Origin of the sequence: Natronomonas sp., assembly GCF_028274965.1 — an archaeon.
In the GTDB taxonomy this organism is placed as follows: domain Archaea; phylum Halobacteriota; class Halobacteria; order Halobacteriales; family Haloarculaceae; genus Natronomonas.
This window is the reverse complement of the sequence record NZ_JAQCNO010000052.1, coordinates 1-11,640: the sequence shown is the minus strand read 5'-3', so window position 1 is coordinate 11,640 and position 11,640 is coordinate 1. Positions and strand designations below refer to the sequence as shown.

Genomic DNA, 11,640 nt, shown 5'->3' with positions numbered 1-11,640 from the left:
TCAATATCCTCAGCGGAAATCCCAACCGTTCCGGACTCGGCGACAGAGGCGGTGACCGCGCGTTCGCCGACGAGTCCACTGCCCGTGTCGTCAGCGACGACGCGGCCGACGGTCGTCGCGTTGCGCGTCTTCGGGCCGCCGACGATGGTCTCGTTTGCGCGGACGTCGACCGAAACCGAGAGTTCGACCGCAGAGAGGGTGCTCTTGCCGCCCAACTCGACGGGTTCGATCTCGACCGCGTCGGCGCTTCGGGTGGTCTCGACCGTGATGTTCTCGGCGGTCGCGGAGGCGGCGGTGATGTCGAAGGCGTCCCGCTCGGTCCCGTCGATGGCGATCTCGACGGTGTCGCCCTCGGAGGCTCGACCGTCGAGGACGAGCGTCGCCGACGCGCCGGTGCGTTCCACGGAGCCGTCCTCGAGGAGTTCGACGGCGCGGTACTCGTAGGACGCCGGTTCGGTCGTCGCCGCGCCCGCGGCGGGGACGGCGACCGACAGCGCAGCCCCGATCGAAAGCGCCAAGAGCCCGAGACGGAGCGCCCGACGGGGGGTCATCTCGGGACACCCGTTCCGGGCGGTCGGAACCGGTGTGAACCCGAAGGGGTGAGAGCGGGCGGACTGTTCGTCGCGGCGGTCGTCGGTCTGGGGTCGCCCCGCATCGTCGCGTTCCGCATTGTCGGGGCGGTGAGATGGGATCCATTAATAATTTGTGCGTCTTTTCGTTATTAAACTAATCCCGAGTTCGATGAATACAACTGGGTTGGAGTGCGATACCACGGAAGCGTCGGGACGCTACGACCCGCCCGAGGCTTCCTTGGAGTCGGCGCCCGTGGCGGGGTCGCCCTCGCGCTCGAGGCGGAACTCCGGCGGCAAGAACGGCTCGTCGGTTCCTCGGACCTCGATCACGTCGAGCGTCGTCACGCTCGCATCAACGCCCAAGAGCCCCGCGAGGCTCGGTTCGGTCCGGCCCGCGTCGCCGCCGACGAGCTCTTTGATGTACAGTCCCCCTTCGCCGTGAATCTCGACGGTCGCGGTGTACTCGTCGTCGAGCGAGCCGCCGGCTTCGAGGACGGTCCGCTCCCTGACGAGGTCGGCCCGGCGGTGGTCGACGCGGTTCGGCGTTCGCTGTTCGATCGTCGCGCCTTCGAGCGATTCGAGGGCGTCCTCGAGCGCGGACGGGGCGACGCGTTCGTCGAACGCGACGGTGGCCCGGTACGTCTTCGAGGCGTCGTGTTTCTTGATCCGCTCGATCGCGTCGTGGGTGGCAAACCGGAGCCCCTCGACCTCGGCGGCCCCGCCCGCCGCGTCGTTGACTTCCTCCTCGAGGGCGTCGAGGTCGACGTCCCGCCGGCGGGGCTCTTTGATTTCGAGGACGAACGGCCGCCCGGTGCCGAGCATCAGGGCGTCGACGTCCTCGCGGCCGGCCCCGTGGAACACGGCGTCGGTCCCTCGGAACGCGCTCAGAAACGGCGGCGCGATCAGCTCCTCGACGCTCGTTTCGAACTTGACCCACTCCGTCTGCGGGACGCCGCGTTCGAGCTTCCGGTAGCGGCCGTACACCGAAACGGAGTTGTGCTGGACGTCGATCGCGTCCTCGCTCAGATCGAGCAGAAACTGGACGTCGGGGCGCTCGAAATCGACCGTCGCGCCGAGGCGGCGGCCGAGGCGGCGGCCGACTTCGCGGTTGAGCTCGGTCCCGAGCCCCTCGCCGGCGTCCTCGCTCATCCCGGCGTCGATCCGCAGCAGCCGGTCGTTTTCCTCCAACAGCGGCGGCACGCGCGTCCCGACCTGGTAGGTGTACAGTTCGGTCTCGCCGAGCGCGACGGCGGCCCGCTCGGCGAGTTCGTCGAAGCGGGCACAGAGCCCCTCACAGACCCAACAGGGCTCGTCGGGCTCCTCGTACGGTTCGTCGTCGGCCAGCGCGAGCGCCGTGCGGAGCGCGCGGCCCCGTTCGGCGTTCGTGAGCCCGAAGCTCCGGTCCGCGAGCGGTCGCCCGAGACAGGAGTCACAGAGCGGCCCGGAGGCCGAGAGGCCGCGCGCGGCGTCGATGGGATCCATTGGGCGTGTTCCTCGCCGCGTCGTCTTCGGTGTTGCGTTCCGGGGTGGGTCCGACGGGGCTCACCCGGCGTCGGCGTCGCCATCGGTATCGGCGTCTCTGAGCGAATCCAGTTCCTGCCGCCGCTCTTTGATCGCCCGGCGGTAGGCCTCCTTGTCCTCGAAGTTCGCCGCCTCGAGGCGCGCTTCGAGCACCGTGAGTTCGATCTGGAGCTCGCGCGCCCGGTCGCGGTGTTCCGGGGGCACGTCCGGTGGCGGGGTCTTCGGGTACTCCTCTGTCACGGCCGTTCGTTCGCGTTCGAGGCCGTTTGGCCTGCCGGCACCCCCCGTCGGCTGCCGATACTTTCATTCGGCGCCAGCCGGAGAGGACGGGTATGGAGATCACTACCGGGGTCGTGCTCGCCGCGGGGGAGGGAACGCGGCTGCGTCCGATGACGGCCAACCGGCCGAAGACGATGCTTCCGGCCGCCGATCGACCGATCCTCGAGCACGTCCTCGACGTGCTCGTCGAGTGCGGGATCGAGCGGCTCTGTCTCGTGGTCGGCTACCGCCGCGAACGGGTCCAGGGACACTTCGGCCACGAGTACCGCGACGTGCCGATCACGTACGTACAGCAGAGAAAACAGCTCGGGAGCGCCCACGCGCTCGAACAGGCCGAGGCGGCCGTCGAGGGGCCGATGCTCGTGCTCAACGGCGATCGGGTAATCGACGAGCGCATCGTGGGCGACGTGCTCGCGGGCTTCGACGGGGGGCCGGCGCTCGCGGTGTTAGAACACCCGACGCCGACGCAGTACGGGGCGGTGAGGGTGTCCGACGGTCGCGTGAGCGAGTTCGTCGAAAAGCCCGACTCCGAGGGGTTCCGACTCATAAACGCCGGCGTCTACGCGTTCGAGTCGTCGGTGTTCGACGCCATCGGACGGACCGAGCGGCGCGGCGGCGAACGCCGGATGTCGGACGTCGTCGGGACGCTCATGGACGATGGAGGGGTCCGGGCCGTCGAGACCGGCGGGCTGTGGGCCGACGCGACGTACCCGTGGGATCTGCTCTTTTTGATGCGGGAGCTGTTGGATCACGGGCGGATCGCCGCCTCACACGGCGCGGAGGACGCCGATACCGACGGCGTCTGGGTCGCCGAAAGCGCCCGGGTGCACCCCGACGCGACGCTGCAGCCCCCGGTCGTGATCGGCCCCGACGCGGAGGTCGCCGCCGGGGCGGTCATCGGCCCCGACGTCGCCGTCGGACGCAACGGGACGATCGAGGCGAACGCGACCCTCGAGGACGTCCTCTTGGACGGGGACTGTCGGGTCGGCGCGGGGACGACGCTCGTCGATTGCGTCGCCGGCGAGGGCACGACGCTCGGGGCCGGGACGGTCGTCCCCGGGGGTCCGGGCGACGTCCGCGTCGGCGATACCGTCTTCGAGGGCCGGCGGCTCGGGGCCGTCGTCGCCGATCGGGTGACCGTCGGCGGCGGCGTCACCGTCGCGCCCGGGACGCTGGTCGGCGCGAACGTCTCCATCGGGCCGGGCGTCCACGCGAGCGGGACGATCGACGACGACGCGGAGGTCGTCCGCTGATGTGCGGTATCATCGGCTGCGTCGGTCGGGGCGAGGAGACGCTCGGGACGCTCGTTCACGGGCTCTCGAAGCTCGAGTACCGCGGGTACGACTCCGCCGGGGTCGCCCTCGGCGGAACGGGGGGGCTCGGCGTGCTCAAACGCGCCGGCGAGATCGAGGCGCTGCGGGCGGCCCTGGAGGGGCGCTCGGAGTTCTCGGGGTCGGTCGGGATCGGACACACGCGCTGGAGCACGCACGGGCCGCCGACGGACGAGAACGCCCATCCGCACCTCGACTGCGAGGGCCGCGTCGCCGTCGTTCACAACGGGATCATCGAGAACTACCAGGCGCTCCGCGACGAGCTCGCGGGGGCGGGCCACGCCTTCGAGAGCGACACGGACACGGAGGTCGTCCCGCACCTGATCGAAGCGGAGCTGGCGGCGGGGTCCTCCCCCGAGGCCGCCTTCCGGGCCGCGATCGGTCGGCTTGAGGGGAGTTTCGCGATCGCGTGTCTCGTGGCCGGGCGGGAGTCGGTGTTCGTCGCGCGAAACGATTCGCCGCTCGTGTTGGGCATCGCGGAGGGTGCGACGTACCTCGCGAGCGACGTGCCCGCCTTCCGGGAGTTCACCGACAGGGTCGTCTACCTCGAGGACGGTCAGTTTGCCGAGCTATCGCCGGATGGGTGGGTCGTTACCGACGCCGCGGGCGCCGTCGTCGAGCCCCCGATCGAGACGGTGTCGTGGGACGCCGAAGACACCGGCAAGAGCGGGTACGACCACTTCATGCTGAAAGAGATCCACGAACAGCCCCGGGCGCTCCGTCAGTGTCTCCGCGGGCGGGTCGACGAACTCGGCGGTAGCGTCACCGTCGAGGAACTCGGGGCGTTCGATCCCGAGCGCGTCCACCTGGTCGCCGCGGGAACGAGCTACCACGCCGCGCTCTACGGTGCGCAGCTTCTGTGTGCCGACGGGATCCCGGCGGAGGCGCACTACGCCCACGAGTACGCGAGTTCGCCGCCGCCGGCGGCGGGCGCAACCGTCGTCGGCGTCTCACAGAGCGGCGAGACCGCCGACACGCTCGCGGCGACGCGGGAGGCCAGGCGGCGCGGCGCGGCGACGCTCGCGGTGACGAACACCGTCGGCTCGACGATGGCCAGAGAGTGCGACGAGACGTTCTACATCCGATCTGGCCCGGAGATCGGCGTCGCGGCGACGAAGACGTTCGCCGGCCAACAGACCGCGTTGAACCTCCTGACGCAGGTCGTCTCCGAGGCGACCCCGGACAGAGACGTCGTCTCCGCGCTCCGGGATCTCCCCGGGGACATCCAGGCGGTCCTCGATGGCTCGAGCGCCGAGGCCGTCGCCGAGACGTACCTCGACGCCGACGCGTACTTCTTCATCGGGCGGGGGCTGAACTACCCCGTCGCGCTGGAGGGGGCGCTGAAGATGAAGGAGATCAGCTACGAGCACGCCGAGGGGTTCGCGGCCGGGGAGTTGAAACACGGCCCCCTCGCGTTGGTCACCGAGAACACGCCCGTCTTCGCGACGGTCGTCGGCGACGACGAACTTGCGCGGAAGACGGTCGGGAACATCAAGGAGGTCGAGGCGCGCAACGCCCCGGTGGTCGCCGTGACCGACGGCGAGTCCGACGCCGGGCGCTACGCGGATCACACCCTCGAGATACCGCGGACGAACCGGCGGACGGCGGCGATCGTCGCGAACGTCCAACTCCAGCTCGTGTCGTATCACACCGCGGCGAAGCTGGGCCGACCGATCGACAAGCCGCGCAACCTGGCGAAAAGCGTGACCGTCGAGTAGCCGTCCCGACTCGCGGACGGCCCCAGTCTGGCCCCTTGGGCGTCCCGGGATCGGGTCTCAGTAGTCCCGTCGGACGACTATCACCGGGTCGCCGGTGCGGTCGGCGATCCGGTCGGGGAGCGTCCCGAAGAGGTGATCGCTCAGCCGCGACTCGGCCTCGTACATGACCACCGCGTCGTACTCCGCGGCGATCCGGAGGATCTCGTCGTCGTGGGCGTCGGCGGCGGTCGTCCGGGTGTCGACCCGCTCGGGGTCGAACCCGGCGTCGATCATACCGTCGCGGGTCTGTTCGACGATCGCCTCGCCGCGTTCGGGGGATTCCTCGCCCTCGATCACGTGAAACAGCGTGATCTCCTGGGTCGAGTCCTCACAGAGGGCGTCGACGAACCGCGGCAGTCGCTCGAACTCCGGGACGTCCGGGATCGGGACGAGGATCCGGCCGACCGCCTCCGTCGGGGCGACAACGAGTTCCGCGATGCAGCCCTCCTCGTCTGCGACCCGATCGATCGCGGTCGCTCGGTCCTTTCCGAAGACGAGCCTGGTCCGGACGGACGCGCCGGCCGCCGAGAACTGCTCGGCGACCTCCTGAAGCGTCGCCTCGGCGTCGGCCTCGAACTCCTCGCGCGCCGACTCCTTCGGCGTCTGTTCGGGGAGGTTGTAGTGCCCCAACACGACGACCTCGAGCGAGGAGAGATCGGACACGAGGACCGGCGACAGCGCCTTGGGATCGGGGAGTTCCAACGGGACGAGGATCGTATCCGTCATACCGGGGACTGACACGGCGAGCGCAAAAAACGAACCGGATCCGTTTCGGATGTACCCGCGTATTTTTCAATGAATTGTCGATTCCGGAACACGCTCCGCCGGAGAGTCACGCGCGGCCAGCATCGACGCCGACGCGAGCGGGTCCGACGGCCCGGCCGCGGGGATCGGAGAGCGCATTGCGCAATTACTAACAGACGACCCGCCGATCCATCGGGTATGACAGTCCGTCTGGACGAGGTCGATCGGCGGATCATCTACGCGCTCATGGAGGACGCGCGGAACACGTCGGCGCCGATGATCGCGGAGGACCTCGACGTCTCGCCGGGAACGGTCAGAAACCGGATCGAGCGCCTGGAGGCCGAGGGGGTCATCCAGGGGTACACGGCGATGATCGACTTCGAGCGGGCCGACGGCCGCCTGATGGCGATATACATGTGTACGGTCCCGGCGGCCGACCGCGAACGGCTGGCCCTCTCGGCACGAGCGATCCCGGGGGTCATCGACGTCAGGGTGCTGATGGCCGGACGCCGCGACCTCCACGTCGTCGCCGTCGGGGAGTCGACGGAGGACCTCCGACGGATCGCACGGAAGCTCTCGGAGCTCGACATCCGCATCGAGGACGAGGAACTGCTCCAAACGAGACTCCACAGCCCGTACGGCCCGTTCGGAGCGGGCGAAGACGCCAAGACGGCCGAGGCGGTCACGATGGGACACACGGAACTCACGGAGGTGACGATCACCGATGACAGCACCGTCGTCGGGATGTCGATCGAGGACGTAAAACGGGAGCGTATGCTCGAAGACGCCGCCGTGATCTCCATCCAGCGGGACGGCAAGCTCATCCAGCCGACCGACGGGACCGCCTTCGAGCCCGGTGACATCGTTGCGCTGCACGTCGAACGAGAGGCGAGCGACGATCCGCTGGCGGGCTTCGAGTGAGGGCCGCCGCCCGCCGGCGCTCGGTTCGGGGTCGGGCGGCGGGTTTGAGGCCCGCTACTCGGCGACGTGTTCGGTGAGAGAGTCGGGGCCGACGTACCTGATCGTGCCGAGTTCGTCGTCTATCTCGACGAGGCCGCTCTCGAGCAACACGGGCAGGTGTTCGTCGTAGACGAGCGATCGGGTCTCGTGTTCGTCGTCGGGGAACGGCGACGATCGGGCGTCGGCGAGTCGGACGATGAACGCGGCGATGGGGAGCTCTTTTGTCGACGTGTCGGCGAGGTGTTCGAGCATCGTCCAGCGCTGTCGGAGCGCCTCCGTGTCGTTGTCGAGAAGCGACAACAGCTCCCAGAGGTCCGACTCGATCCGGGTGGTGTCGTCGGCCCGCGGCCGAGGGGTTCGGTCGAACAGCGACCGCCGGCTGACGCCGAAGGCGAGGCCGACGCCGGCGCCGATCAACGCCAGAAATTCGAGGAGAAAGGTCGGTTCGGCGATGGTCACCTGTTCGATCTGCTGGTGGGCGTAGATCGCGCTCCCGAGGGCGGCTGCGGCGACGACGCCGGCGATGGTCCACCCGAGTATCTTCCAGAGGTCAGTCGTGGCGTACCGGCCGTCGAACAGCCGGTAGCCGGCGTACATAATGCCCGTCGTGACGCCGGCGACGACGAGCAGTTCCATGCGCCATAGCATCGGCGGGTCCGGATGCGTCACCAGGAACTCGATCGCCGACACGCCGAGGACGCCGCCGATCAGCGCGAGCAGCCCGATCGGCAGCGTGCGCTGTCTCCGACCGCTGCGCGACACCGTTGGGGTTGTCCCGGACATACCTAACCGTACAGTGTTACGGTAAAAGTAATTTTTGGCTCGTTTATTCAGGATTCCAAAGCATATATCATAGTAGAGAAATATAGCGGTACACAGGAATGGTTGGGCACGACCTCGAACGGAGTTTGGGACTGTACTCAACGATGATGATAAGCATGGGCGCGATGATCGGGAGCGGCATCTTCGTGCTTCCGGCGTTGGGGTACAAGAAGGCCGGACCGGCGGTGATCGTCGCGTACGTACTGGCCGCGCTCGTCGTTTTGCCGGCGGCGCTGTCGAAGGCAGAGATGGCGACGGCGATGCCGGAGTCCGGCGGGACGTACCTCTACATCGACCGGGCGTTGGGCCCGCTTTTCGGAACGATCGCGGGCATCGGCTCGTGGTTCTCCCTGACGTTTAAGAGCTCGTTCGCCTTGGTCGGGCTCGGCGCGTACCTGCTGCTTTTCGCGCCGATCTCGCAGGCGGCGATCACCTACGTCGCGATCGGTCTCGGGCTGTTGGTGATCGTACTCAACATCTCCGGAACGAAACTGAGCGGGCGCGTACAGGCCGTCATCGTTAGTCTGGTGCTCGTCGGGCTCTTGGCGTACACGGTCAACTCCGGGTTCGCGCTCGATACGGGGCGGTTCACGCCGTTTACCACCGACGGCGCCGGCGGGATCATCACCGCGGCGGCGTTCGTTTTCGTCTCCTTCGCCGGCGTCACGAAGATCGCAAGCATCGCCGAAGAGGTGAAAAACCCCGGCAAGAACCTGCCGCGGGCGATGATCGGTTCGATGACGATCATGACGCTCATCTACGTCGCCGTGATCGCGGCGATCGTCGGGCTGGCCGACCCCGACGTCCTCACGAAGGGCGGGCCGGGCGGGACCGCCTCGCTGACCCCGATGGCAGACGGCGCGGGCGCGCTGCTCGGCGGGTTCGGCGTCGTTTTCATCTCCGTGATCGCCGTCGTGGCGCTGACGAGCATGGCCAACGCCGGCGTACTCTCCTCCTCGCGGTTCCCCCTGGCGATGAGCCGCGACGACCTCCTGCCGCCGGCCTTAGAGACGATCGACGACCGGTTCAAGACGCCGCGGAACGCCGTCCTTCTCACCGGAGCGGTGCTGCTGTTGCTCATCGCGTTCGTGCCGGTGATCGAGTTGGCGAAGCTCGCGAGCGCGTTCAAGATCCTCGTCTTCTCGATCATCAACGTCGCGTTGATCGCGTTCCGCGAGGCGGAGGTGCCCTCGTACGACCCCGAGTTCACCGCGCCCGGGTACCCCTACGTTCAGGTCTTCGGTCTCGTCGCCGGTCTCGGGTTGCTCACGCAGATGGGCACGCTCCCGATACTGGGTGCGGTCGGGATCACCGTCGGGAGCATCGTGATATACCTCGCGTACGGCCGGAGTCGGACCGACCGCACGGGCGCGCTCGGGACGATCATCCACGACCGCCGCGGCGAGGACGACGACGGACTCGCGCCGACGAAGACGGACTGACGGGCGCACCGAACGCGCCGGCCTCATTCTCGACAGTACAGAACTGACGGCTCACTCGAGGGCCGACCCGGCTCGGACGAGTGTAGCCTCGCCGAAGGCGGGGGCGACGAACTGGACGCCGACTGGTCCCTCGTCGGTCTCGCCGGCCGGCACGGAGATCGCCGGGAGGTTTGCGAGGTTGACCGGAACCGTGTTCGCATCGGCGAGGTACATCCGCAGCGGGTCCTCGAGGCTCTCGCCCAACTCGAAGGGCGGGACCGGCATCGTCGGCGACGCCAGGAGATCGACCGACTCGAAGGCCTCCTCGAAGTCCCGTTTCACCCACGCCCGGGCGTCCTGGGCCCGCTTGTAGTACTTGTCGTGATACCCCGCCGAGAGTGCGTACGTGCCGAGGAGGACCCGGCGTTTGACCTCCTCGCCGAACCCCGCCTCGCGGGCGGCGGCGAAGGAGTCGTTCCAGTTGCCCTCGGTTCCGTCCTCGCCGTCCTCGCCGTCGGTCCCGTAGCGGACGCCGTCGAAGCGGGCGAGGTTCGAGGACGCCTCGGACATGGCGATGACGTAGTACGCCTGTACGGCGGTCTCGACGGAGGGAAGCGACACCGCTTCGACGGACGCCCCCCGCGCCCGCAGTTCGTCGAGGGCGTCCTCGAAGACCGTTCGGACGCCGTCGTCGGCCCCCTCGACGAGTTCCGTCGGCACGCCGACGGTCATCCCCTCGACGTCGGCGTCGGCCGCGGCCGGGTAGTCCGTCTCCGTCCCCTCGGGTGGCGCACGCGTCGTCGCGTCGCGGGGGTCAGGTCCGGCGATGGCGTCGAGCGCCTCGGCCGCGAGTTCGACGGTCGGGGCGAGCGGCCCGATCTGTTCGAGGGAGTTGGCGTAGGCGACGAGCCCGTACCGCGACACGAGCCCGTAGGTCGGTTTGATCCCGACGACGCCGCAGAACGCGGCGGGACAGCGCACCGAGCCCCCGGTGTCGGACCCGAGCGCGACGTCGGCTTCGCCGGCCGCGACGGCGGCCGCCGATCCGCCGGAGGAACCCCCCGGAACGCGGCCCTCGGCGGCCGGGTTCTCGGTCGGGCCGAACGCCGACGTCTCCGTCGTCGTCCCCATGCCGAACTCGTCCATGTTCGTCTTGCCCACGACCGTCGCGCCCGCCTCGAGGAGCCGATCGACGACCGTCGCGGAGTACGGCGGGACGTACTCGGCGAGGGTGGCCGAACCGCACGTCGTCCGGACGCCCGCGGTCGAGATGTTGTCCTTGATCCCGACGGTCAGCCCGGCGAGCGGCCCGGTGTCCTCGCCGTCGATCCGCGCGTCGGTGATGAAGGCGTTGTGGCTCATGAGACGTTCGGGCCCTTGAAGTAGCCGTCCTCCGTTTCGGGGGCGTTCCGCAGCGCCTCCGCCTGGGTGAGGCCCTCGCGGACCTCGTCGGGGCGCATCACGTTCGCGAGTTCGGTGTCGTCCTCGACGTCGGGGACGTCCTCGAGAGCCTCGAAGTACGCCAGGATGTCGTCGAACTGCTCGGCGAAGCGCCCGACCTCCTCGTCGTCGAGGTCGATCCGAGCGAGCGACGCGACGTGTCGGACCTCCTCGTCGTCGACGGTCATACGGTTCGTTCCGCGTGCGCCGTCACTAAGGGTTTCGAATGGAGCCGCGGACGGCCGGGACGGGACGCCTCGAAACCGGGCAGTGCCACCGAGAGCGCACCGCAGTCGCCGGAATTTTTAAGTCGGAGCGGAGACAACGAATATCAAGTACCCATCTTTTCGGCATCAGCCGATCTGAGTATAATGACCGATACGACTGTCAGACGATACCAACGCGAAGACGAGGACGAGACCGAGGCCGAGGCCGACGAGGGACGCCTCACCTGCCCGGAGTGCAACGGTCGCTTAGAGGCGGACTCCGAGCGCGGCGAGACGGTCTGTACCGAATGCGGCCTCGTCGTCGAGGAAGACGAGATCGACCGCGGCCCCGAGTGGCGCGCCTTCGACAGCGCCGAGAAGGACAAAAAATCCCGCGTCGGCGCGCCCACCACCAACATGATGCACGACGACGGGCTGTCGACGAACATCGGGTGGCAGGACAAAGACGCCTACGGCAACCAGCTGTCGAACCGCCAGCGGCGCAAGATGCAGCGGCTCCGCACCTGGAACGAGCGGTTCCGCACCCGCGACTCGAAAGAACGCAACCTCAAACAGGCCCTCGGCGA

12 protein-coding genes are annotated in these 11,640 nt (G+C 68.5%); 5 read left to right on the top strand and 7 right to left on the bottom strand.

Features of this window, described 5'->3' with window-relative positions; genetic code table 11:
• The 3 genes from Q0916_RS07710 to Q0916_RS07700 form a co-directional block, all read right to left on the bottom strand.
• Nucleotides 1–551: hypothetical protein (locus tag Q0916_RS07710; protein ID WP_299236326.1), on the bottom strand; the 551-nt coding region annotated here is incomplete at its 3' end.
• A 237-nt stretch (nt 552–788) separates the two neighbouring features.
• Nucleotides 789–2,054 carry a tRNA pseudouridine(54/55) synthase Pus10 gene (locus tag Q0916_RS07705; protein WP_299236324.1) on the bottom strand — a complete coding sequence of 422 codons (1,266 nt, stop codon included), beginning with the start codon at nt 2,052–2,054 and terminating at the stop codon, nt 789–791.
• Between the two features lie 60 nt (nt 2,055–2,114).
• Nucleotides 2,115–2,333 (bottom strand): hypothetical protein, encoded by a 219-nt coding sequence (locus tag Q0916_RS07700; protein ID WP_299236322.1) that lies wholly within the window; start codon nt 2,331–2,333, stop codon nt 2,115–2,117.
• Nucleotides 2,334–2,425: 92 nt separating this feature from the next.
• On the opposite strand from Q0916_RS07700, the gene Q0916_RS07695 reads away from it, so the two are divergent.
• The gene (locus Q0916_RS07695) at nt 2,426–3,625 is read left to right on the top strand and encodes a sugar phosphate nucleotidyltransferase (RefSeq protein WP_299236320.1); all 1,200 of its coding nucleotides are present in this window, start codon (nt 2,426–2,428) and stop codon (nt 3,623–3,625) included.
• Nucleotides 3,625–5,421, top strand: a complete 1,797-nt coding sequence (gene glmS, locus Q0916_RS07690) for a glutamine--fructose-6-phosphate transaminase (isomerizing) (protein ID WP_299236318.1) — start codon at nt 3,625–3,627, stop codon at nt 5,419–5,421. The genes Q0916_RS07695 and glmS overlap by 1 nt, the downstream gene beginning before the upstream one ends.
• 57 nt (nt 5,422–5,478) lie before the next feature.
• On the opposite strand, the gene Q0916_RS07685 is transcribed toward glmS, so the two are convergent.
• Entirely contained in the window at nt 5,479–6,186 is a 708-nt protein-coding gene (locus tag Q0916_RS07685) for a universal stress protein (protein WP_299236316.1), read from the bottom strand.
• A gap of 216 nt (nt 6,187–6,402) precedes the next feature.
• Between Q0916_RS07685 and Q0916_RS07680 the strand changes: the two genes are divergently transcribed.
• The gene (locus Q0916_RS07680) at nt 6,403–7,125 is read left to right on the top strand and encodes an Lrp/AsnC family transcriptional regulator (RefSeq protein WP_299236314.1); all 723 of its coding nucleotides are present in this window, start codon (nt 6,403–6,405) and stop codon (nt 7,123–7,125) included.
• Nucleotides 7,126–7,179: 54 nt separating this feature from the next.
• Here the strand turns inward: Q0916_RS07680 and Q0916_RS07675 are convergent, their stop codons facing one another.
• Entirely contained in the window at nt 7,180–7,947 is a 768-nt protein-coding gene (locus tag Q0916_RS07675) for a hypothetical protein (RefSeq protein ID WP_299236313.1), read from the bottom strand.
• Between the two features lie 98 nt (nt 7,948–8,045).
• Here Q0916_RS07675 and Q0916_RS07670 point away from each other — a divergent pair, with 98 nt between their 5' ends.
• Nucleotides 8,046–9,428 (top strand): APC family permease, encoded by a 1,383-nt coding sequence (locus tag Q0916_RS07670; protein WP_299236311.1) that lies wholly within the window; start codon nt 8,046–8,048, stop codon nt 9,426–9,428.
• 51 nt (nt 9,429–9,479) lie between these two features.
• On the opposite strand, the gene gatA is transcribed toward Q0916_RS07670, so the two are convergent.
• Nucleotides 9,480–10,769 (bottom strand): Asp-tRNA(Asn)/Glu-tRNA(Gln) amidotransferase subunit GatA, encoded by a 1,290-nt coding sequence (gatA, locus tag Q0916_RS07665; RefSeq protein ID WP_299236309.1) that lies wholly within the window; start codon nt 10,767–10,769, stop codon nt 9,480–9,482.
• Nucleotides 10,766–11,035 (bottom strand): Asp-tRNA(Asn)/Glu-tRNA(Gln) amidotransferase subunit GatC, encoded by a 270-nt coding sequence (gene gatC, locus Q0916_RS07660; RefSeq protein WP_299236307.1) that lies wholly within the window; start codon nt 11,033–11,035, stop codon nt 10,766–10,768. The genes gatA and gatC overlap by 4 nt, the downstream gene beginning before the upstream one ends.
• Nucleotides 11,036–11,218: 183 nt before the next feature.
• Here gatC and Q0916_RS07655 point away from each other — a divergent pair.
• Nucleotides 11,219–11,640, top strand: a 422-nt coding sequence (locus tag Q0916_RS07655) for a transcription initiation factor IIB (RefSeq protein WP_299236305.1), incomplete at its 3' end; no start/stop codon positions are given.